This is a genomic window from Limnohabitans sp. 103DPR2 (assembly GCF_001412575.1).
Taxonomy (GTDB): domain Bacteria; phylum Pseudomonadota; class Gammaproteobacteria; order Burkholderiales; family Burkholderiaceae_C; genus Limnohabitans_A.
On sequence record NZ_CP011834.1, the window covers coordinates 1,090,596 to 1,111,769 of the forward strand.

The window sequence follows — 21,174 nt, forward strand, 5'->3', positions numbered from 1 at the left end:
AATTTGACATGAATTTGTCACAATCGGTCACTAAAGTTGCCTTGTGACAGACAAGTCTCCATCGGCTTTTCGATGTCATTGACCGCTGAGTTTCAACCTCTGAATCAAGGATTCAACATGCTAAAGATCAAAACCTGGGTATCCGCATTAGGCTTGTCCGTGCTGGCCACAACTGCCATGGCCGCCGAAATTACGGGTGCGGGCGCAACATTTCCATTCCCCATCTATGCCAAATGGGCAGAAGCCTATAAAGCCAAGACTGGCAACAGCATGAATTACCAGTCGATTGGTTCATCGGGTGGTATCAAGCAAATCAAAGCCAAAACAGTGGACTTTGGCGCCACAGACGCACCCGTCAGCTTTGAAGATTTGGAAAAAGATGGCATGGTCCAGTTCCCCGCCATCATTGGTGGTGTGGTGCCCGTTGTGAACATTGAAGGCATCAAGCCAGGCCAGTTGAAATTGACAGGCGAGTTGTTGGCCGATGTGTTCGCCGGTGTCATTGCCAAATGGAATGACAAGCGCATTGCTGATTTGAATCCTGGTGTTGCATTGCCTGATGCCGCCATCACGGTGGTTCACCGTGCAGACGGTTCTGGTACAACTGCCGTGTTCACGGACTACTTGGCCAAAGTCAATGCCAACTGGAAATCAACAGTGGGTGCTGGGGCTGCAGTTAAGTGGCCAGCAGCCTCCTCAGTAGGTGGCAAGGGCAACGAAGGCGTTGCTGCTAACGTGAGCCGTATCAAAAACGCAATTGGTTACGTTGAGTACGCTTACGCCAAGAAAAACAACATGTCGCATTTGAATCTGCGCAACCAAGCGGGTCAGTTTGTTGCGCCTGATGATGAAACATTTGCTGCGGCTTCAGCCAATACCGACTGGTCCAAAGTTCCAGGCATGGGCATCTACTTGACCAATGCACCAGGTGCCAAGTCTTGGCCCATCACCGGCGCGTCTTTCATCTTGATGTACAAAGATCCTGCCAACAAAGCCAACTCTGCTGAAGTGATCAAGTTTTTTGACTTCGCTTTCAAAGAAGGCAAGAAAATGGCCGCTGATTTGGAATATGTGCCAATGCCTGACGCAACGACCGACTTCATTCGTAAGAACGTTTGGAACAAAATCAACGTCAAATAAAGTGCAAATTTAAATTTGTACGTTTCTAGAAGTTAGACATGAACAATGCAGACGATTTGATGACCTCGCACCGCCAGAGCGTATTGCGCTGGCAGCGGTGGCAAGACTTTTTCTTTGAGAAAACCACCTTGGTTTTTGCCTTGTCCACTTTGGTGGCACTCACAGGCATCATCGTCTCGTTGTTCGTCAGTTCCATGCCAGTGTTGCAAACATTTGGCTTGGAGTTTTTTTACACCATTGAATGGGACATCATCAATTCTCAGTTCGGTGGTTTGATTGCTATTTTTGGCACGGTGGTCACGGCCACCATTGCCATTGTGATTGCCTTGCCGCTCAGCTTTGGCATTGCCGTGTTTTTGACTGAAACATGCCCCATGAGATTGCGCCGTCCCCTGGGAACAGCCATTGAACTGTTGGCGGCTGTGCCTTCCATCATTTACGGCATGTTTGGTTTGTTTGTATTTGCGCCCTTGTTTGCAGAATATGTTCAACCTGCATTGGCGTCCACACTGGGTCAGATTCCAGTGATCGGAATTTTGTTCACCGGTGCCTTCAATGGCATTGGCATTTTGGCGGCTGGCCTCATTTTGGCCATGATGATTTTGCCTTTCATTGCCTCCGTCATGCGCGATGTTTTTGAAATCGTGCCACCCATTCTCAAGGAGTCTGCCTATGGCATTGGATGCACCACCTGGGAAGTGGTGACCAAGATTGTGCTGCCCTACACCAAGACTGGCGTCGTAGGAGGCGTCATGTTGGGTCTTGGCCGTGCTTTGGGCGAAACCATGGCGGTCACTTTTGTGATTGGCAATGCACACAAACTGTCGCCTTCGTTGTTCTCGCCAGGTAACTCTATAGCATCCACCCTGGCCAATGAGTTTGGCGAAGCAGAGCCAGGGTTGCACTACGCCTCTTTGTTTGCGCTGGCCTTGGCGCTGTTTGTGATCACCTTGGTGGTCTTGTCTTTGGCCAAATGGATGCTGTTACGCGCCGAAGCCAAGAAAGGTTTGAAGACATGAGCAACATGGACCCTTCTATTTACGCCCGCCGTAAGCGCGTCAACCTGATTGGCTTGGTGTTGTCGATGTCCGCCATGGCCATTGGTTTGGGATTTTTATTTTGGATTTTGAGCATCTTATTGCTGAAGGGCTTTTCAGCAATACATCTGTCGATGTTCTTAGAAAGTACGCCTGCACCGGGATCTGACGGTGGCGGCTTGGCCAATGCCATCGTGGGCAGTTTGATGATCGTGGTGTCGTGCTCATTGATCAGCACGCCCATTGGTGTCTTGGCAGGTGTCTACCTGTCCGAATACGGTGATCGCAGTCGATTGGCTTCGATCACACGTTTTGTGAATGACATCATGCTGTCGGCACCCTCTATCGTGATTGGTTTGTTTGTTTACGCCATGGTCGTGGTGCCCAGTAAACATTTTTCGGGTTGGGCCGGTACCGTGGCACTGACCTTGATTGCCATTCCTGTGGTGGTTCGCACCACAGAGAACATGCTGAAATTGGTTCCCGTCAGTTTGCGCGAGGCTGCTTTTGCGTTGGGCGCACCCAAGTGGAAAGTCTCGACGTCAGTGGTCTTGAAAGCTGCACGCAGTGGCGTGATGACGGGGCTTTTGTTGGCGTTGGCAAGGGTTAGTGGTGAAACCGCACCCCTGTTGTTTACGGCGTTGAACAACCAATTCTTCAACATGGACATGACCAAACCCATGGCCAATTTGCCAGTGGTTATTTTCCAATTTGCCATGAGTCCCTATGAGAACTGGGTGAACTTGGCATGGGGAGGCGCATTGCTCATCACCCTCACTGTACTCGCCTTGAACATCATCGCCCGCGTTGTGTTTCGCGAAAAAGTAGCTGCTTAAATTAACCTGATTGAACATGAATTCAAAACCTGAATCCAAAGAAACCATCCTAGAAGTTCGCGACTTGAACTTCTACTACGGTGCATTTCAAGGCCTGAAGCACATCAATCTGAACATCCAGAAGAACACCGTCACGGCGTTCATTGGACCATCAGGTTGTGGCAAGTCCACATTGCTTCGCACGCTCAATCGGATGTACGACTTGTATCCTGGCCAGCGTGCAGAGGGTGAGATCTTGTTTGATGGTCAGAATATTTTGGATCCCAAGCAAGACCTGAACCTGTTGCGTTCACGCATCGGCATGGTGTTCCAAAAGCCTACGCCTTTCCCCATGTCCATCTACGACAACATCGCCTTCGGTGTTCGCTTGTACGAAAAATTATCACGCAGTGACATGGACGAGCGCGTCGAATGGGCATTGCAAAAGGCAGCCATCTGGGATGAGGTCAAAAACAAGCTGAACCAAAGCGGTTTGTCACTGTCGGGTGGCCAGCAGCAGCGTTTGTGCATTGCGCGCGGTATTGCTGTGAAGCCCTCCATTTTGTTGCTGGACGAACCCACCTCCGCGTTGGACCCCATTTCAACAGGCAAGGTAGAAGAGTTGGTTCACACCTTGAAGAGTGAATACACCGTGGTCATTGTGACGCACAACATGCAGCAGGCTGCACGTGTTTCCGATTACACCGCGTACATGTACTTGGGTGAGTTGATGGAATTTGGTGAAACTGACCAAATCTTCATGAAGCCTGCCCGTCAAGAAACCGAAGATTACATCACTGGCCGTTTCGGCTGATCAGGAGACCTCAAAAATGGATAAGCACATTTCCAGTCAATTTGACAATGAGTTGGGCAGTGTCTCTAGCCGAGTGCTTGAGTTGGGTGGGCTGGTTGAGACGCAAATCCGCCATGCCGTTTATGCCTTGTCACATTTCAGCAATGAGGTGGCTGATGAAGTGATCGCAGGCGAAGAGAAAATCAATTCAATGGAAGTTGAGATTGACCGCGATCTGTCTTCCATCATTGCCCGTCGGCAACCCACCGCGCGCGACTTGCGCTTGTTGATTGCTATCTCCAAAATGACCGCCAACTTAGAGCGTGTAGGCGATGAGGCAGAAAAGATTGCCCGCATGGTTAAAGCCATTAGCGCCAGTGGCAATGCACGTTTCCTGCCTGCCTCTGAATTGCGCATTGCTTCAGATTTGGCTTCTGGACTGCTTCGCAAGGCACTGGACGCATTTGCACGTTTAGATGTGGCGGAAGCCGTGAGCATTCTCAAAGAGGACGATCTGATCGATGCAGAGTTTGACGGTTTTGTGCGCAAATTGGTCACTTACATGATGGAAGATCCGCGAACCATCTCGGCCAGTTTGGATTTGTTGTTCATCGCCAAAGCCATTGAGCGAATTGGCGATCACGCCAAGAACATTGCAGAGTTCATCATTTACGTGGTGAAAGGCGCTGATGTGCGTCACATTGCATTTGCAGATGTGGAGTCTGCAGTTAAATGAGAAATTTGCCACGCATTTTGATTGTTGAAGACGAGCCAGCCATTGCTGAGCTGATCGCTGTCAACTTGCGACACAATGGTTTCCAGCCTTTTTGGGCCATGGACGGCGTGACGGCGCAAAAGGAATTGGACGATGTGCTGCCCGATGTCATTTTGCTCGACTGGATGTTGCCCGGTGAGAGTGGCTTGGCCTTGTCTAAAAAATGGCGCAATCATTCGCGCACCAAGGACATCCCCATCATCATGCTGACCGCCCGAAGCGAGGAGTCTGATCGGGTTGCGGGTTTGGATTCTGGTGCGGACGATTACATCGTTAAGCCCTTTTCTACCAAAGAATTGTTGGCGCGAATTCGTGCGGTCTTAAGAAGACGCGCGCCAGAGCAATCGGGTGGCCGTATTCAAATGAATGAATTGATCTTGGATGCTGATACCCATCGCGTTACTTTTCAAGATCAACCTCTCAAATTGGGTCCTACAGAATTCAAATTGCTTCAATATTTCATGACGCACAAAGAGCGCGTTCACAGTAGGGGACAACTCTTAGACCGTGTCTGGGGCGATCATGTGTTCATCGAAGAAAGGACCGTCGACGTCCATGTGAAGCGCTTGCGGGAAGCGCTGGGAGCCGCCGGTGCAATGGTTGAAACTGTTCGAGGCGCGGGTTATCGTTTGACTGCATTGTCGTCTTCATCTCCTGCTTCCAACGCGACTTCCAACTGACCTCAGCATGTTTCCACGATTTATAGGCTTGCTTTTTTGGCTGATGGTCATGGGCGTGATGGGCTTTTGGTATGCCCGGACTTTGGGCGCACTTGCGGCTGCGCTTGCATTTGCACTGTTTACGATTTTCAAAGATTTGTGGCGTGGGCAAAAGATTTCGAATTGGTTGCGCCATAACACCGTCCAGGAGCCGCCAGTATTGGGTGGCTTGTGGGGTGATTTGATTGATCGCTTGCGCAGAATATTGAACGATCAAAAGAAGCAAACGGAATCACATCAAAAGCGACTTCAAGATTTTTTATCAGCCATTCAAGCCTCTCCCAATGGCGTGGTGTTGCTCGATCCTGAAGGCCGAATTGAATGGTGCAATCAAACGGCGGCACATCATTTGGGATTCGATACCAAACGTGATGTGATGCAGCACGTCGTTCATTTGGTTCGTGACCCCGTCTTCAAGAAATATTATTTGCAAGAAACGCATGATGGCGAAGTGATCATTGAAGGGCGTTCCTCTTCTTTGTCATACAGCGTGAAGTTATCAGTGCAATTACATGCCTATGGTGAAAATCGCCAATTATTGCTGTCACGTGACGTGACAGCCTTGGCGCAAGCTGAGGCCATGCGGCGTGATTTTGTGGCCAATGTATCGCATGAAATTAGAACGCCTTTAACTGTATTGAGTGGCTTCATTGAGACTTTGCAAACGCTGGATTTAAAGCCTGAGGACAGAGTTAAATTTTTAGATTTAATGTCGACCCAAGCCAGTCGTATGCAAGGGCTTGTGAACGACCTTTTAACGCTCTCTCAATTGGAGGGCAGTCCTTTGCCTCTGATGACAGAGCAATTTATGCTGAGTGAGTTAATGGGCGCAGCTGAAGCAGAAGCCAAGGGCTTGTCTGTCGCCAACTCTGTCGAGGGTCGTTTGACGCAAACATTGCGTTTTGAAATGTCACAGGAATGGCGTTTGATAGGGTCCCGACATGAAATTTACAGTGCCGTCACCAACTTGATCAACAATGCAGTACGTTATACACCGCAAGATGGAACTGTCACATGCATCTGGGCTCAATTGCCAGATCAACGTTTGCAGTTCTCTGTTCAAGATACAGGGCCTGGCATTGCACCAGAACATCTACCCCGATTGACTGAACGCTTTTATCGCGTGGATCGGAGCCGTTCTAGAGAGTCGGGTGGTACGGGGCTGGGTCTTGCCATTACCAAGCACGTCATGCAGCGTCATGGCGGCGAACTGCGCATCGAAAGTGAACTTGGAAAAGGCTCTAAGTTTTCTCTGATATTCCCAGAATCTCGCACACTTGAAGTGTTGCAAAATTCATCAGATATTCATCTGGAAGTCACGCATTCTTCATCTTGATTTGAGACATTGATACTGCAGTTGCAAATGTCAACTGCAATTTTGTCTGAATCAATTTTAGGAATTCTATGACTTCGTCGCTTCAATTCAATCGCCGTCAATGGCTACAAACATTTGCCGGTGCACCTTTGCTGCCCTTGGCAACATCGCTGAGCGGTGCCAGCATGATGCTGACCGCATGCGGTGGAACCACGCAAACGCTGGCCAGCTTTGTCAGCGCCTCTTTCACTTCAACACCAGCACCAACACTGGCCAATGCCGCACAAATGGCCACCACCACTGTGGGTTCATCCTTGAACCTGAATTTCAGTGATGGCTCGCAACAAAGTTACAAGCTCAGCTACCAACCTTTCTTTGTCACCGGTGATTTGGTCTCTGATGGCAAGGGCGGCAAAGTTTTGTCGGGTGGCTATTACGACATCAACAACAAACCCATCATGGACACCACGGTGGCTGGTAAGGAGCGCCAGTACTTCTCTGACTCGCCAGACGGTACATCCTTGCTCACAGTGCCCAACGCCAATGTACCCGGCGTTAAAGGCAACCCCGTGTTTGCTGTCGTTCAATTTGAATACACCACTTGGGCGCAAGATGGCGTGACGGGCATGTACGGCAAATTACCTTCGCCCATTGCTGTGTTGACCTTGGACCAAGATCCTGCTACTGGAAAATTGAGTTTGGTGAAGTACCACAACGTGGACACATCCAGTGTCAATGGCTTGTGGATTACCTGCGGCGCCAGTTTGTCGCCATGGGGTACACATTTGTCGAGTGAAGAGTACGAACCCAATGCTTTCACTGCAGCCACGGATGCGCAATTCAAAGCGTTCAGTAAAAACCTCTACGGTTCAGAAACAGCAGCCAATCCTTACAACTACGGTCACTTGCCAGAAGTGACGGTCAATCCTGATGGCACGGCGTCCATCAAGAAGCATTACAACTTGGGCCGAATTTCACACGAGTTGGTTCAGGTGATGCCCGACAACCGCACAGTCTTCATGGGTGACGATGCCACCAATAGTGGCTACTTTGTCTTTGTGGCCGACAAAGAGAAGGACTTGAGCGCCGGTTCTTTGTACGTTGCCAAAGTGGGTGCAGGATTCTCAATTGATCCTACAGCGCCTGCTGCGCCACTGACATGGATCAAATTGGGTTCTGCCACCAGTGCCGAGATCAAGGCATTGGCCACGACATTAAAGCCCACCGACATCATGTCTGTGTCGACCACAGATCCACAAGATGCCACTTACACCAAGGTCAACGCCAACGGCAAAACTGAATGGATCAAGTTGATGCCTGGCATGGAAAAGGCAGCAGCATTCCTTGAGACCCATCGTTACGCGGCATTGGTTGGTGCTTCAATGGGCTTTAGCAAGATGGAAGGCACAACGGTCAACATCAAGGACAAAGTAGCTTACTCTGCTTTGCAGAATTGCAATGCTTCCATGGTGGCTGGCAATGCCTACAACACAGTGGGCAATGGCGTAAGTATTCCCAAGGCTTTGAATGCGGGTGCCGTGATGGCGCTGAATTTGAAGGGCGGCGTGAAAGACACTGCTGGTGGGGCCATCAACAGCGAGTGGATGCCCGTTGATACCAAAGCTTTGATTACAGGTGAAGACATCACTGCGGATGCCTTGGGCAATACGGCCAATCCCGAGAAAATTGCCAACCCAGACAACTTGAAGTTTTCAGAGACTTTGCGCACCTTGTTCATCGGGGAAGACAGTGGTCAGCACGTGAACAATTTCTTGTGGGCTTATAACATTGACACCAAAGTTTTGTCGCGCATTATGTCAATTCCTGCGGGTGGCGAGTCTACGGGCTTGCATGCCGTGGATGAGCTGAATGGTTGGACCTACATCATGAGTAACTTCCAACATGCGGGCGACTGGGGCGGCATTCACAACACAGTGAAGTCAACGCTGGATCCTCTCATCAAAGCCAACTACAAGGACAAGTTCGGTGCTGCGGTGGGCTACCTCACGGCTGAACTGACGCAGATGCGCCTGACCAAGGCTTAATTTGCCAGGCCGACGATAGAATAAAGGTCATGCGAGTCATGACCTTTTTTTTGATGCTGGCCATGCCAATTGGCGCCTTGGCTTGGAACCCTTTTGCCAGTGACGACGTCACCGAAGTAGCGCTCTCCAAGTCAGAACTTCAAAAAATCAAAGTCAATGCGGGTTGGGCCAAAGGCGACGATCAGACTTTGATTTTTGAGTTGGTCAATGGCCTCAAGGGCCCCATTCAATGCGGGGCTGCCAATGTGGATTTGAACGATGGCAAATCGGTGGGTAAACAGTTTGTGCCTAAGTTCGCCATCCCTGGCAATGCCACTCGCAACGCCAGCATGAATGTGGTGAAGGGCACGATGAAGGCCTACGCATTAACCTGCTCATGTTTTAAGCGCAAGGGATCTGATGAATGCATCAATCCTTTGAAAAATCAATGATTCTCTGACCTCATTCATCTGCTTTATTATTGACCATGATTTCTGCGCACTCACAACCTACACCTGCTTTGGTAGAAGCTTTTGCCCCAACGGGCACCTTGCGCGCCTCCATCAACTTGGGCAATCCCATTTTGGCCAACAAAGATGCCAATGGGCTGCCTGTGGGCGTCTCCATCGATTTGTCGACAGAGTTGGCTAAACGTTTGGGCGTTCCCTTGAGTTTGGTGGTGTTTGATGCGGCTGGTAAATCAGTCGAGGCGGTGACAAATGAAAAAGCCGACTTCGGCTTCTTTGCCATCGACCCAGTGCGCGGACAAGGCATTTCGTTCACGGGGCCCTATGTATTGATTGAGGGCAGCTATTTAGTGGCCAACAATTCACCACTCACCAGCAACGACCAAGTCGACAAGAAGGGCATTCGCATTGCCGTGGGCAAGGGCAGTGCCTATGACTTGTTCTTGACACGTGAAATTAAGAACGCAGAAATCCATCGTGCACCAACTTCCCCAACCACAGTTGATTATTTCATCTCAGAAAAATTAGAAGTGGCTGCGGGTGTGAAGCAGCAATTGGAGATCGACGCCAAGCGCTTGCCCAACTTGCGCTTGCTACCAGGTCGTTTCATGGTCATTGAGCAAGCCATGGGACTGCCTAAAGCACGCAGCCCCGAGGCGCAGGCTTACCTCAAGAAGTTTGTGGAAGAAATGAAGGCATCAGGCTTTGTGGCGCAGTCTTTGGCGCGGCACAAAATTGAAGGTGCCGCTGTGGCGCCTGCCAACTCAATCTAAATAGGTGGCGCGCAACTTTTGCAGGGCTGCGGGCGTTAAGCCCAATGTTTGGGTAAGGTAGTTGTGCATGCCGCCATGGTCATGGTGGATCACTTCCAGTGATGCCTTCAAGAAGCTCTCTTGCACTTCCCATACGATCTTCAAGACATCGGGCGAGAGGGTGAAGGCGCCCGTGCTGTTGCGCTTGTAGAGTTGGTTGGTTAGCAGGTAGTCTTTCCAGATATCGGCTTCTGAAACGCCCAAGGCCGACAACACCAAAGCAGCAGCCAAGCCCGTTCGGTCTTTGCCAGCCGTGCAATGAAAGAGCAGGGGATCGGGCTTGTCTAGCAAGTGTTCAAACAATTGCGCAAAGCGGTGCGAATCTGAACGCACAAAATCACGGTAAGTGGTTTGCATGGCATCGAGTGCATCGGCTGCCGTGAGGGGTTTGCCAGTGAGGTGTTGGGCTTGAAGGCGTTGCACCACAGTGGGCTCAATGCTGAGGCTGTGCCTTTGGATGTCAGGCCACTGATAAGACTGCGCTTGACTTTCTTGAACGCCCCTGAAATCAAAACTGCGTGCAATGCCCAATGCTTTCAATTGTGCAAGATCTTGGTGATCCAGCGCGGCCAAATGGTCTGATCTGAAAATTTTGCGCCATTTCAAAGGGCGGCCCTCGTGGCCCACATAGCCACCCAAGTCGCGGAAATTAGAGGCGCCGTTGAGCGGGATATGGCGGCGCGAGAGGTCGTGGGTGCTGTGCATGGACATGGCTTGAATGTTAACGCGAAATTCCATCGAAGCCCTCGCGCCAAATGAGGGTGCAGCGTTTAGATAATTTTGCCCATTCGTACAAAGTTGCGGATGAGACTGATCAAAATCAAGAGCATGCCCAGCAAAGCCACTTGGGCACTGATCTCGGTCATGGCACGTTTTTCAAAGCGCAGCTTGTAGCCCAGTTTGTCGTAGACATTTTTCAACCCCTCGGTACTGTCCGCTTTGAAGTATTCACCTTGCGTGAGAGCCGAAACTTTTTGAAGGGCTTCATCTTCCAACTTCACCCGCATGCTTCGACCTTGAATGTGAACCACATCGCCCTCTGTGGTGCCAATGCCCACGGTGTAGACCTTGACTTCGTGCTTGGCTGCCAGCTCGGCCATTTTGAGCAATTCAGGTCCCATGTTGCTCTGACCATCGCTCATCAAAACGATGGCCATGTTTTTACCTCGACTGGTTGAGGCTTCGGTAGCAGGTTTGGCCTTGTCGTCCAAGGACTTGCCCATGTCGCTGGCTTTTTTGCCGCCCATCTCCGAAGCTTCATTGATGATTTTTTGTGCATCGATGTCTGCGCCAGGCAGAAGTGCTTCGAGTGACACCAACAAACCTGTACCCAAAGCCGAGCCATATTGCAGTGGTAAATATTCCAAGGCTTTTAACAAGACATCCCGCTCTTCTGTGGGTGCTTGGGCTAAAGCGGCCGTGCCTGCGACGGTGACCAATCCAACGCGCAGACGGCTGGGTTTGTCTTGAATGAATTGCTGTGCAGCCTGCTGCGCGGCTTCAATTCGTGAGGGTTTCAAGTCTTTGGCGCGCATGCTGCCAGAGGTGTCAATGACCAGCATGACTGTAGCTTCGCGCAGAGGCGTCATTAGAACTGTTTGAGGCCGCGCCATGGCTGCACAAAGCAACAGTAAACCCAAACACAAGACAAGCGGGGGAATTCGCTGGGTTCGATAAGCGTAATAGACGGCAAAGATCGGTACGCCAACACATGCATACAGCATGAAAGGCCACAAGAACTGGAGCGAACTTAAATCAGGCACGCCAGACTCTCCGCTTTCTCAATTCCGAGAAACGCATCAAGGCGTTGGCCATGTCCTCGTTGGTGGAAAGTTCAAGGGCATCGACGCCAGCTTGCGCAAAACACGTGGCCAACTGCATTTCACGCTCTTCAACCAATTGGGCATAACGATGTCTGAATTTGGTATTGGCAGTGTCCAGCAACAACTGCTCGGAAGTCTCTGAATCTTGTAGCAACATCAAGCCTGCCTTGGGCAAATTCATTTCTGCTGGATCGAACAAGCGCGTGGCCACGGTGTCGTGTCTTCTTCCTAGGGCGCTTAACTCCGAAGCCCAATTGAATTGACCCATGAAATCAGACACCACAAAGACACTGGATCGGCGTTTGATCAGTCCGTTGGCTCGGGCCAACCATTCATTCAAGTTGGTTTGGTGTGTTTTTTGAATGTTGGGGGATGTTTCTAAAACATGCAGCAGATGAAGCAAGTGACGTCGTCCCATGCGTGGGGGAATGCATTGAAAGCCATCCGTTTCTGCAGGGTTCAATAACAGCGCACCGATGCGATTGCCACGCTTCATCAGCAACTTGGCCATGACACCGACAAATTGCATCATCATTTGCCGTTTGCTGATGTTGCCGCTGCCAAAATCCATGGAGCCGCTCAAGTCCAATAAAAACCATGCGCTGATTTCACGGTCCTCTTGGTGTTCCCTCACATAGGGTGATTGCATCCGCGCTGTGACATTCCAATCGATGTGCCGCACGTCGTCGTGGGCTTGGTATTCGCGCAAATCTGCCAAGTCGACACCCGAACCTCTGAACAAGGTTTTGTGATCTCCTTGCAGCAAACCGATTAAACGGCGCAACACCGTCCACTCTAGTTGCTGTAGTAGCGCTTCAGCGGACATGCGCCTCCAAGGGTTGGTCTGGCATGGACACTGCTTTCATGATCTCTTGAATCAGTGCGTCTGCGGTTTTGCCCTCGGCTAAGGCTGTGTATGACAGCACCAATCGATGCCTGAGGATATCGGGCACCAAATCGCTCAAGTCTTGCGGCAAGGCGTAATCGCGGCCACGCAGCAAGGCCAATGCGCGTGCACCTTCGATCAAGCCAATGCTGGCGCGTGGGCTGGCACCAAAGCTGATGTAGCCTTGTAAAGCTTCCAAGCCATAGCGCGAGGGGAAACGTGTGGCAGAAATGAGCTTGACGGCATAGTGAATCAAACTGGGATCAACGTAACAGTGACGACACTGCACTTGCAGCGCTTGGAGCTCTTCAGGACTGATGACGCCCGTCACTTGCGCCCCACCGGCAATGACCCGTTGAACAATCACAAATTCGTCGTCTTCGCTGGGGTAGTCAATCAAGACTTTCATCATGAAGCGGTCCACTTGGGCTTCAGGCAGCGGGTATGTGCCTTCCGTTTCAATCGGGTTCTGAGTGGCCATGACCAAAAAAGGCGAGGGCACGCGATGCGTTTGCCCGGCAATGGTGACTTGCCGTTCTTGCATCACTTCCAGTAAAGCACTTTGTACTTTGGCGGGGGCACGGTTAATTTCATCGGCCAACAGCAGGTTGGCAAACACGGGGCCCAACACCGTACTGAATTCACTGGTTTGCTGATTGAAAATGCGCGTGCCCACCAAATCGGCGGGCAGCAAATCAGGGGTGAATTGAATGCGGTTGAAACTGCCGTTCAGGGTTTTGGCCAAGGTGTTCACTGTCAGGGTCTTGGCCAATCCAGGCACGCCTTCAATGAGCAAGTGGCCCTGTGCCAACAGCGCAATCAACACGCGTTCTAGAAAAGCATCTTGACCCACCACCACCCGCTTGACCTCGTACATTAGCCTTTGCATCTGGGCTGCCGCCGCTTCAGGTTGGAAGCCAGTGGAAGCGCTGCCTTTGCCACGCCATGCGTCCGATGAAACAGTCATGTTGTCTCCTTTGAATCTAGAAAGGGGGTAAGCCCACGGCACTGCCAGCACTTTCAATGGTGGTGGCAAAGCCAATGCCAATGAAGGTGCGCGCTGAAGTTGGATTGAGGATGGCCGTCACAATGCCGACCACCTCGCCCGACATGTTGATCAAAGGGCCGCCAGAATTACCGGGGTTGGCCGCAGCATCAAATTGAATCAAGCCGCTTAGATTTTGTTTGCCATCCTGCGATTTGAATTGCCGATTCAAACCTGACACCACACCCGATGAAACAGAAGGACCGATACCAAACGGAAAGCCAACGGCCACCACACCATCGCCCGGCGCCAATTGTTGGCTGGAGCCCAAAATGGCGGGCTCCAAATCATCAGGAATTTTTTGCGGCTTCAAGACGGCCAAGTCTTTGTCGGCTTGAACCCCAATTACCGTGGCATCTGATTCCGTGCCATCGAAAAAAGTGACGCGCAATTTTTTAGCGCCGGACACCACATGAAAGTTGGTCAGGATGGTGCCGTCATCTTTGATCACAACCCCAGTGCCCACACCACTTTCAATGTCTGAATCTTTATTTTTAGGATCAGCCACATAGGCTTGCACATGCACCACCGCACCTTGAATCGATGCGGCAGCTTTGGAACTGGCTGACGGTAAATCTTTGGTTTGCAAGGTGTGTAAAACAGCTGCATCAATGTCTTTTTGCGTCAATGCGGGGCGCCATTGCAACGCGGGTGAAAAAACACCGACAGCCAAAAGACTGCAAACAATGCCCATCAAAAAGACGGCCAAGAAATCCCAACGCCAACCGGATTTGATCTTGCTCAATCTCCTTTGAATTGGGGTGCTGGGCTTTGAATTGGTTTGGGAACTAAATGGGCTAGGTTCAGTAGGCGCGTGTTTATCTGAACCTGCAGGTCGCGGGCTTTTGCTAAAAACCGCTTCTCTTTTCATAAATAAACGATAGCATAAGCCTCGATGTCAAATTGACGTAACTGGCTAAAACCCTGATGGCGATGCAATTTCTTCAGCCCTTCATGCTCTGGTCACTGCTGCTCATGCCCTTGATGGTAGGAGGCTACCTATGGCTACTTAAAAGGCGGCGCAAGCAGGTTGTTGCTTTTTCTGCGGTTTCGTGGATTGTGCAAAACATGGACACGCCATCCCCTTGGCGTCGTCACGTTCCGCCTGCGCTGTTGGCCTTGGCCTTGGCCCTCTTGTTGCTGGCCAGTGCCCGGCCCATGGCCCGAGTCACTTTGCCAGCCGACTACATGACCCTCATCATGGCCATGGATGTGTCAAGAAGCATGCTGGCCGAGGACGTCGAGCCCAGTCGAATCAAGGCAGCCCAAAAGGCAGCCAAAGAATTTTTACAAGATTTACCAGCCAATGTTCGGGTGGGCGTCATCTCCTTTGCGGGCAATGCGCAAGTGGTGCAGCACGTGACCACGCAAAAGGAAGAGTTGGTTGCCGCCATTGATCGTTTTCAATTGCAACGGGGAACCGCCACGGGCAGCGGCTTGTTGTTGTCGCTGGCAACCCTCAGACCCGAAGCCAACATCGATTTAGAGGCCGCGCTATACAACCCCAATCCCTATGGGTATGGCGATGCATCGTCCAATGGCGTCAGTGGTGGGGCGGCTGGTGGCGCTCGCAGCTTGGATGCAAAGCCTGCAGCCAAACAGCGCACGCCTGAACCGCCAGGCTCTTACAAGGGCGGTGCGATTGTTTTGTTGTCTGATGGACGAAGAACAACGGGCCCCGATCCCTTGTTGGCAGCCAAGATGGCCGCAGACTTAGGCGTGCGTGTCTACACCGTGGGATTTGGAACGCCCAATGGCTTTATTCCTGGCTACGAAGGCTATTCGTTCTTCACCCAAGTCGATGAAGAAGCCCTGAAAGGGGTGGCCAAGATCACTGAAGCAGACTACTTCAAAGCAGGGTCAGCCGAAGACTTGAAAAAAGTCTATCAACACTTGTCGACCCAATTCACATTAGAAAAACGCGACACCGAAATCTCTGCGTTGTTAGCGGGCGCCGCGCTGTTGTTGGTTGCGATGGCACTGATGTTGTCTGCGTTGTGGTTTCGAATGGGGCCTCAAACGGGCAAAAATCTAAGTCTTGCAGAATGAGTGCGCGCGGTTCAATCCAAAGCTTCAATGTCGCACTTCGCGACTGGCCCATGAACGCAGTTTTCCGGGATTAAGCAAACCCATCGGGTCAAAGCGTTCCTTCATTTTGACCACCGCAGGGTCTAGGTTGTTTTGTTTGCCGTCTTCCACAATGTACACATGTGGGTTGTTGATTTGCACACCATGTGAACGGTAGATGGCCATGATTTCGTTCAAACGGGCTTCAGAGGTGTAGTGGATCAGTTGCAAACCGCTGCAGTTGAAATCACCTTCTTTGGTTCGCAGAAATTCCAAGTGCATGAGGACTTCACCGCCGAGTTCTTTCTCCAAGGCTTTGACTTGCTCTACATGTTTGGCAGGTGTGAATCCACTTTGAATGTAGGTGAAGTTTTTGTCGACCTTCAGGGCATGCAGCGTGGTGTGATTCCAGGTGTATTCAATCAAGGTGCGGTTAGAAGATAAGACTTCCTCAGCCGTTTTGTTGTAACAAAATACACCGCCAAACGACTTGACCAAATCTTCCACGCCTTCAACGCTTTGGGGTGCCAAAACCATCATGACAGCATGCTGCTTGTCATTGAACAAAGGCATTAGCGGGGCCATGTAGGTGGGGATGGGCGCTGCCAAAAATGAGACTTCTTTTTTGATCAAGCCTGGTGCTTTGGTCAATTTGCTTGCAAACTCCAAAGCCTGGTCAAAAGATTCAAACTGCGCCACACATTCTGACCAAGGCACGCAAGGTGACAATGCCACCTCGAGTTCTAGCACGATGCCGTTGGTGCCGTAGGTGTGGTGCAGCAGCATGGCGTCTGCGCCGCGCAGTTCCACAATTTGAGGCTCAGGCTCGACCGTCATCACACGAACACCCAACACATTGCCGGGGGCGGCCAAGGGGCCGTAGTTGATAGAGCCTGCACCACCGAAGCCCCCGCCAAACAAACCACCCAAGGTGGCACTTCTGAAGGTGGAGGGTAACCAGCGCAATTCCATGCCATGCGGACGCGCTTGAGCATCAAACTCAGACAAGCGAATGCCCGCTTGTGCGCGGCCCACTTGGCTGCGCACCCAGCAAAAAGCGTTGTACCCACTGAGGTCCAAAATGACGCCGCCAAATAAAGGGGTGGACTGGCCGTAGTTGCCAGTGCCGGTGCCGCGAATGGTCAAGGGGATTTTGGCAATGGCGCAGGCCGATACCACTTGGCGAATTTCTTCTTCACTGCGCGGCCGAGCCACCACGTCGCCTGTCTTACCAGCCAAATCGCGTTTCAAAATGGGTGAGAACCATGCAAAGTCTTGCGACAGTCTAGCGACTCTTGCTGTGTCGGTGATCCATTCCACGCTGGGCAGCATGGCAGGCAAATCGTGGGCTGTGGTGGAAGGCTCTAAGAGCGTGCTGGACATGAAAATTCCTTCAATGATTCGATGCTTATTCGCCAATCACTTCACTGGCGTGCCATCCACCCAAAGCCTTGCGAGACAGCCAAGACATGAAAAGGAACAGAAAAACACCAGTCAATGAAATCAGGAGCAGTGATGCAAACATGCGAGGGATATTGAGCTGAAAACCAGCTTGCAAAATTTGATAGGCCAAGCCAGCACCCGTACCGCCAGTGCCTGCAACAAATTCGGCCACCACGGCGCCAATCAAGGACAGGCCGCTGGAAATGCGCAGACCGCCAAAGAAATACGGCAACGCACTGGGGATGCGCAGACGCCACAAAACTTGCCAGCGGTTGGCGCGGTTCAATTTGAAATAACTTTGCAAATCGGGCTCGACACTGCGAAGGCCCAGTGTGGTGTTGCTGATGATGGGGAACAAGGCCACCAGCGAGGCGCAGATTACCATCGACAAAGTGGGATCTTTGACCCAAATGATGATGAGTGGCGCAATGGCCACAATCGGCGTGACCTGCAGCAAAACTGCGTAGGGGAAAAAGGCCGCTTCAATGCTTTTGCTCTGGACAAACACAAACGAAATCAATACGCCTAAGACGGTTGCCACCGCAAAAGCAAACAAAGTGATCTTGACGGTAACCCACAGCGCCAATCCCAGCGCCGCCCAATCGGTGAACAAGGTTTTCATCATCAAGAGGGGCGATGGCACCAAGTAAGGCGGTAAGTTCAAGCCTGTGACCAAGCCTTGCCAAATGATGATCAAGAACAAACCCACCAAGATGGGATAGATGACTTTTTGAACTTTTGGGTTGTGTGCCCAAGGTCGAATCAGTTGAGCAACTTGTGGTGCGTTCATGAGAAGTGGGCCTCCTGGCCTGCACTGGCCCGCATCAAACTGTTTTGCAGTTTTTTGGCATGTTGGCTGAATGCGGTTGAGACCATGAAGTCAGAAGTGCGAGGGTAAGCATCGGGAATGACAAACTCTTCCACAATGCGACCTGGGCGAGCGGCCATCATGACCACGCGGTTGGACAAGAACACGGCCTCGTGAATGGAGTGCGTGACAAATATCACGGTGAGTTTTTTCTTTTGCCAGAGCTCTAGCAACTCAGCATCTAAGCGGTGACGGGTGATTTCATCCAGAGCGCCGAATGGTTCGTCCATCAACAGCAAGTCGGGATCGGTGACCAAACCGCGCGCAATGGACACGCGCATCTGCATGCCACCCGACAAGGCACGCGGCAATGCTTTCGCAAATTTAGACAGGCCTACCAAGGCCAGAACTTCTTTGACTTTTTCGTCGGCAATGACTTTGTCGACGCCTGCCAATTCCAATGGCAATCTGACATTCTTTTCTACAGAGGCCCAAGGCATGAGCGTGGGCGACTGAAAGACGAAAGACATTTTTTTCCCAGATTCAGCCAATTGCTGAACTGGCTTGCGCCAGAGCAACAATCGGCCGTCTGTGGGCTCTAATAAACCTGCCACCATCTTGAGCAAGGTGCTTTTGCCACAGCCAGAAGGTCCTAGCAAAGTGACAAACTCACCTTCTTCAATGCGAAGGTCCACAGGCAGCAAGGCTTGTGTGCCATTGTTGTAAGTTTTGTTGGCGGACAAAACCTCAACTGCGGGAGCAGGTGCGTGGATCAAGGCATCACCTTGGCGTCTTTGATGAAACTCAAGTTGTATGACTTGCTCATTTCAACCTTGGCAGGGTCGATGAGTTTGGCAGCGACCAAGAAATCGAAGCTGGCTTTGGCGCGTACATCGGTCATGATGCCAATGCCCATCTTGGCGGCATCACCCCCTGTGACCATGCCCATTTCTTTCAACTTGCTCACGCTGTAAGCCAATTGTTCATCGGTCATGTTGGGGTTGTCTTTCTTGATCAAAGCATTGGCGGGTGCTGGATCGGCCAAATAACTCTTCCAGCCTTCCATCGATGCTTTGACAAATGAAGCCACGGCCTTGGTGCGTGTTTGAACCGTTTTGTCCATGCAAGAAATGGTGGTTGCGTAGGCGGGATAACCAAAATCACTGAACATCAAGGTGTTGGCTTTGACGCCCGCTTTTTGAATAGCGAAAGGCTCAGATGTGAGGTAGCCCTGTTGCGCCACATTGGGGTCGGCTACAAAGGGTTGAATGTTGAAGGTGTAGGGGCGCGTTTGTGCATCTGTAAAGCCAAACTTGGCTTTCAACCAGGGCCAGTAACCACGGTGCGCTGAAGAAGCAATCAAAATGGTTTTACCCTTCAGGTCTTCAAACTTCTTGACATCGTCGTGTGCAATCAAAACCTGTGGATCTTTTTGAAACACAGCACCCACGGTGGTCACGGGCACACCACCCTCGCGCACTTGAATCATTTGCAAATCGCTGGAGCCCATGACGCAATCGGCTTGATCTGCTGCCATCAATTGAACGATGTTGACTTGCGGGCCGCCCATTTTGACGGTCACATCCAAGCCATACTTTTTGTAAATGCCAGTGGCAACAGCTTGGTAAAAGCCACCGTGCTCTGCTTGCGCATACCAGTTGGTCATGTAGGTAAATTTTTCTTGCGCTTGCACAGGCTGAAGACCGGCAAGGCTCATGAGTCCAATGCACAGACTTGTGCGCACGGCTGCAGCGGTCGAAGATTTGAAGCTGAAATGTTTCAAGATGAACTCCTCAATGTGAAAAAGCTTGAATGAACAGGTGACGGAATTGAATCCATGTGTGAATTGCATCTTTCATGCCAATCCGTCTTGGATGTGGCCTTGGTGTTGTGCTCGGCCCCAAGTGGGCTCTGCGCGAGGCGCCCATGTCAGTTCGTGAAGCTCTGTGATGGCCTGTGCCCAACTGTTGGCCAATGAGTCCAAGATGTGCAAGCCCTGCTCGCGGGTGGCAGGCAATGGATCGCCAATGATGCCGCTGGGGCCAAAGTCGCGAGCGCTCCAAGCACACGCAGGGCGACCATCGGGTGACAATAATTTAGAGGGGAACTCTGCGGGATAGTTGCTGACCGCCTTGTCCATGTGCACCGTTTCGGGGGCCAATGCCAACATCAGTGCAGTTTCTGCATGACCTGCGTGCATGGCCAGCTTTTTTTCTTTGTCAGACAGGTACTGTCCAGCAGTGTGGGGCACGCGCCAAGTGAAGCTGGGCACCACAATGAAGTCGCCATGGCGCAAACGCAATTCACGGGCCGAAATTTCCATGACTTGGGGTTGACCACCATGGCCATTCACAATCAACAACTTTCTAAAACCAGCGCGATAAACCGACTCACCTATTTCGTTCATGGTGGCCAACAAGGTTTCGCCCGTCAGGGTCATGGTGCCTGGAAAGTGGAGGTGTTCCTCAGACTTGCCATAAGTGATGGGTGCCATGGCATAAGCGGGAACGTGGTCTGGCAAGCGTGCCAGTGCATGTCCCACAACGCCTGCACTGATGGTGGTGTCCACAGAACAGGGCAAATGAGGGCCGTGCTGTTCGGTGGCACCAGTGGGCAAGACAATCACGGTGTTGGCTTTGTCGGGCAGCGCTGCAATTTCTGTCCAGCTCAAATAAGGCAGGTAACGACTGGGAGGGTTGTAGGCGTGAAGCATGGTGTTCTGTAGAGTGGAATGAATGCATTAGCGCAATGGCAACCACAGCGTGGCTTCCACTTCGATCAAGATGTCTGAAGAGGGCAGCATGCCGCTCACTTCGACGACGGTGGAAACGGGTGGGTCCCCAGGGAAAAACTGTTTGCGGACGCGGCTGTATAAGGGAAAGTGGTCGAGGTTTTTAAAGTATTGGACCAACTTGAAGACATCTGACATTTGGCCGCCAGCACTTTCCACTGTGCGTTGAATGCTGTTCAAGACATACCAACTTTGCGCCAAGATGGGGCCTTCTTTGTAGTCGGTTGAGAACTCGCCCGTTTGACCAATTTGTTGGGCAGCTTCGCTAGGAATATCACCGTAGCCTTTGACAATTTTTCCTGCCTGCGGATCCACGGCAATCACGCCAGAGAGAAATACGTAATCGCCTGCGCGTCGCCATGCGGCGTAACGGGCCAAGGGTTGTGCAAAGTTGTTCATGGGGGTGTTTATCCG

General features: G+C 51.4%; 22 protein-coding genes. 11 read left to right on the plus strand and 11 right to left on the minus strand.

Translation table 11 applies throughout. The features are described 5' to 3' along the window. Window positions 1–117: 117 nt before the first annotated feature. From pstS to L103DPR2_RS05430, 10 genes are all read left to right on the plus strand, one after another. Window positions 118–1,140 carry a phosphate ABC transporter substrate-binding protein PstS gene (gene pstS, locus L103DPR2_RS05385; RefSeq protein ID WP_055361874.1) on the plus strand — a complete coding sequence of 341 codons (1,023 nt, stop codon included), beginning with the start codon at window positions 118–120 and terminating at the stop codon, window positions 1,138–1,140. Window positions 1,141–1,178: 38 nt separating this feature from the next. After that, the gene (gene pstC / locus L103DPR2_RS05390; protein WP_055360092.1) at window positions 1,179–2,159 is read left to right on the plus strand and encodes a phosphate ABC transporter permease subunit PstC; all 981 of its coding nucleotides are present in this window, start codon (window positions 1,179–1,181) and stop codon (window positions 2,157–2,159) included. Window positions 2,160–2,164: 5 nt separating this feature from the next. Next, window positions 2,165–3,013, plus strand: coding sequence for a phosphate ABC transporter permease PstA (gene pstA, locus L103DPR2_RS05395; protein ID WP_082466858.1), 849 nt, complete (start codon window positions 2,165–2,167; stop codon window positions 3,011–3,013). A gap of 16 nt (window positions 3,014–3,029) precedes the next feature. Beyond that, a complete protein-coding gene (gene pstB, locus L103DPR2_RS05400) occupies window positions 3,030–3,806 on the plus strand; it encodes a phosphate ABC transporter ATP-binding protein PstB (RefSeq protein ID WP_055360094.1) in 777 nt (258 codons plus the stop codon). 16 nt (window positions 3,807–3,822) lie between these two features. Next, window positions 3,823–4,521, plus strand: coding sequence for a phosphate signaling complex protein PhoU (gene phoU / locus L103DPR2_RS05405; RefSeq protein WP_055360095.1), 699 nt, complete (start codon window positions 3,823–3,825; stop codon window positions 4,519–4,521). Further along, window positions 4,518–5,240: a phosphate regulon transcriptional regulator PhoB gene (gene phoB / locus L103DPR2_RS05410; RefSeq protein WP_055360096.1), complete on the plus strand. Its 723-nt coding sequence runs from the start codon at window positions 4,518–4,520 to the stop codon at window positions 5,238–5,240. The genes phoU and phoB overlap by 4 nt, the downstream gene beginning before the upstream one ends. 7 nt (window positions 5,241–5,247) lie before the next feature. Further along, the gene (phoR, locus tag L103DPR2_RS05415) at window positions 5,248–6,615 is read left to right on the plus strand and encodes a phosphate regulon sensor histidine kinase PhoR (protein ID WP_055360097.1); all 1,368 of its coding nucleotides are present in this window, start codon (window positions 5,248–5,250) and stop codon (window positions 6,613–6,615) included. 68 nt (window positions 6,616–6,683) lie between these two features. Then, complete coding sequence (locus L103DPR2_RS05420) at window positions 6,684–8,639, plus strand: PhoX family protein (protein ID WP_055360098.1); 1,956 nt, start codon at window positions 6,684–6,686, stop codon at window positions 8,637–8,639. Between the two features lie 38 nt (window positions 8,640–8,677). Beyond that, window positions 8,678–9,070, plus strand: a complete 393-nt coding sequence (locus tag L103DPR2_RS05425; protein WP_055360099.1) for a hypothetical protein — start codon at window positions 8,678–8,680, stop codon at window positions 9,068–9,070. Between the two features lie 35 nt (window positions 9,071–9,105). After that, on the plus strand, window positions 9,106–9,858 hold the full coding sequence (locus L103DPR2_RS05430) for an ABC transporter substrate-binding protein (RefSeq protein WP_055360100.1): 753 nt from the start codon (window positions 9,106–9,108) through the stop codon (window positions 9,856–9,858). Here the strand turns inward: L103DPR2_RS05430 and L103DPR2_RS05435 are convergent. The 5 genes from L103DPR2_RS05435 to L103DPR2_RS05455 all read right to left on the minus strand — a co-directional run bounded on the left by L103DPR2_RS05435 (window position 9,850) and on the right by L103DPR2_RS05455 (window position 14,522). Next, entirely contained in the window at window positions 9,850–10,635 is a 786-nt protein-coding gene (locus tag L103DPR2_RS05435) for a tyrosine-protein phosphatase (protein WP_231717690.1), read from the minus strand. The two genes, L103DPR2_RS05430 and L103DPR2_RS05435, sit on opposite strands and share 9 nt — an antisense overlap. Window positions 10,636–10,667: 32 nt before the next feature. Next, window positions 10,668–11,660, minus strand: coding sequence for a VWA domain-containing protein (locus L103DPR2_RS05440; RefSeq protein WP_082466731.1), 993 nt, complete (start codon window positions 11,658–11,660; stop codon window positions 10,668–10,670). Further along, the gene (locus L103DPR2_RS05445) at window positions 11,653–12,546 is read right to left on the minus strand and encodes a DUF58 domain-containing protein (protein WP_055360102.1); all 894 of its coding nucleotides are present in this window, start codon (window positions 12,544–12,546) and stop codon (window positions 11,653–11,655) included. Before L103DPR2_RS05445 ends, L103DPR2_RS05440 begins: the two co-directional genes overlap by 8 nt. Continuing rightward, complete coding sequence (locus tag L103DPR2_RS05450) at window positions 12,536–13,495, minus strand: AAA family ATPase (protein WP_055361876.1); 960 nt, start codon at window positions 13,493–13,495, stop codon at window positions 12,536–12,538. Before L103DPR2_RS05450 ends, L103DPR2_RS05445 begins: the two co-directional genes overlap by 11 nt. 94 nt (window positions 13,496–13,589) lie before the next feature. Then, entirely contained in the window at window positions 13,590–14,522 is a 933-nt protein-coding gene (locus L103DPR2_RS05455) for a S1C family serine protease (protein WP_055360103.1), read from the minus strand. A 62-nt stretch (window positions 14,523–14,584) separates the two neighbouring features. Between L103DPR2_RS05455 and L103DPR2_RS05460 the strand changes: the two genes are divergently transcribed. After that, window positions 14,585–15,700, plus strand: coding sequence for a VWA domain-containing protein (locus tag L103DPR2_RS05460; RefSeq protein WP_055361877.1), 1,116 nt, complete (start codon window positions 14,585–14,587; stop codon window positions 15,698–15,700). Window positions 15,701–15,724: 24 nt separating this feature from the next. On the opposite strand, the gene L103DPR2_RS05465 is transcribed toward L103DPR2_RS05460, so the two are convergent. The 6 genes from L103DPR2_RS05465 to L103DPR2_RS05490 form a co-directional block, all read right to left on the minus strand. Beyond that, a complete protein-coding gene (locus L103DPR2_RS05465; RefSeq protein WP_055360104.1) occupies window positions 15,725–17,101 on the minus strand; it encodes an FAD-binding oxidoreductase in 1,377 nt (458 codons plus the stop codon). Between the two features lie 25 nt (window positions 17,102–17,126). Continuing rightward, window positions 17,127–17,951: an ABC transporter permease gene (locus L103DPR2_RS05470; protein ID WP_055360105.1), complete on the minus strand. Its 825-nt coding sequence runs from the start codon at window positions 17,949–17,951 to the stop codon at window positions 17,127–17,129. Continuing rightward, on the minus strand, window positions 17,948–18,745 hold the full coding sequence (locus L103DPR2_RS05475) for an ABC transporter ATP-binding protein (protein ID WP_055360106.1): 798 nt from the start codon (window positions 18,743–18,745) through the stop codon (window positions 17,948–17,950). The genes L103DPR2_RS05470 and L103DPR2_RS05475 overlap by 4 nt, the downstream gene beginning before the upstream one ends. Then, window positions 18,742–19,686 (minus strand): ABC transporter substrate-binding protein, encoded by a 945-nt coding sequence (locus L103DPR2_RS05480; protein ID WP_055361878.1) that lies wholly within the window; start codon window positions 19,684–19,686, stop codon window positions 18,742–18,744. Before L103DPR2_RS05480 ends, L103DPR2_RS05475 begins: the two co-directional genes overlap by 4 nt. Window positions 19,687–19,824: 138 nt before the next feature. Continuing rightward, complete coding sequence (locus tag L103DPR2_RS05485; RefSeq protein WP_055360107.1) at window positions 19,825–20,682, minus strand: creatininase family protein; 858 nt, start codon at window positions 20,680–20,682, stop codon at window positions 19,825–19,827. Between the two features lie 27 nt (window positions 20,683–20,709). After that, entirely contained in the window at window positions 20,710–21,159 is a 450-nt protein-coding gene (locus L103DPR2_RS05490; RefSeq protein ID WP_055360108.1) for a RidA family protein, read from the minus strand. Window positions 21,160–21,174: the final 15 nt, after the last annotated feature.

Bases quoted from the DNA above. Each gene is read 5' to 3' on its own strand.
- L103DPR2_RS05430 (WP_055360100.1), top strand. From the start codon at position 9,106: ATGATTTCTGCGCACTCACAACCTACACCTGCTTTGGTAGAAGCTTTT.
- L103DPR2_RS05460 (WP_055361877.1), top strand. From the start codon at position 14,585: ATGCAATTTCTTCAGCCCTTCATGCTCTGGTCACTGCTGCTCATGCCC.
- pstB (WP_055360094.1), top strand. From the start codon at position 3,030: ATGAATTCAAAACCTGAATCCAAAGAAACCATCCTAGAAGTTCGCGAC.
- phoB (WP_055360096.1), top strand. From the start codon at position 4,518: ATGAGAAATTTGCCACGCATTTTGATTGTTGAAGACGAGCCAGCCATT.
- L103DPR2_RS05445 (WP_055360102.1), bottom strand. From the start codon at position 12,546: ATGTCCGCTGAAGCGCTACTACAGCAACTAGAGTGGACGGTGTTGCGC.
- L103DPR2_RS05485 (WP_055360107.1), bottom strand. From the start codon at position 20,682: ATGCTTCACGCCTACAACCCTCCCAGTCGTTACCTGCCTTATTTGAGC.
- L103DPR2_RS05455 (WP_055360103.1), bottom strand. From the start codon at position 14,522: ATGAAAAGAGAAGCGGTTTTTAGCAAAAGCCCGCGACCTGCAGGTTCA.
- L103DPR2_RS05465 (WP_055360104.1), bottom strand. From the start codon at position 17,101: ATGTCCAGCACGCTCTTAGAGCCTTCCACCACAGCCCACGATTTGCCT.
- L103DPR2_RS05480 (WP_055361878.1), bottom strand. From the start codon at position 19,686: ATGAGCCTTGCCGGTCTTCAGCCTGTGCAAGCGCAAGAAAAATTTACC.
- L103DPR2_RS05425 (WP_055360099.1), top strand. From the start codon at position 8,678: ATGACCTTTTTTTTGATGCTGGCCATGCCAATTGGCGCCTTGGCTTGG.
- L103DPR2_RS05435 (WP_231717690.1), bottom strand. From the start codon at position 10,635: ATGGAATTTCGCGTTAACATTCAAGCCATGTCCATGCACAGCACCCAC.
- L103DPR2_RS05470 (WP_055360105.1), bottom strand. From the start codon at position 17,951: ATGAACGCACCACAAGTTGCTCAACTGATTCGACCTTGGGCACACAAC.
- L103DPR2_RS05490 (WP_055360108.1), bottom strand. From the start codon at position 21,159: ATGAACAACTTTGCACAACCCTTGGCCCGTTACGCCGCATGGCGACGC.
- pstS (WP_055361874.1), top strand. From the start codon at position 118: ATGCTAAAGATCAAAACCTGGGTATCCGCATTAGGCTTGTCCGTGCTG.
- L103DPR2_RS05420 (WP_055360098.1), top strand. From the start codon at position 6,684: ATGACTTCGTCGCTTCAATTCAATCGCCGTCAATGGCTACAAACATTT.
- phoU (WP_055360095.1), top strand. From the start codon at position 3,823: ATGGATAAGCACATTTCCAGTCAATTTGACAATGAGTTGGGCAGTGTC.
- pstA (WP_082466858.1), top strand. From the start codon at position 2,165: ATGGACCCTTCTATTTACGCCCGCCGTAAGCGCGTCAACCTGATTGGC.
- pstC (WP_055360092.1), top strand. From the start codon at position 1,179: ATGAACAATGCAGACGATTTGATGACCTCGCACCGCCAGAGCGTATTG.
- phoR (WP_055360097.1), top strand. From the start codon at position 5,248: ATGTTTCCACGATTTATAGGCTTGCTTTTTTGGCTGATGGTCATGGGC.
- L103DPR2_RS05450 (WP_055361876.1), bottom strand. From the start codon at position 13,495: ATGCAAAGGCTAATGTACGAGGTCAAGCGGGTGGTGGTGGGTCAAGAT.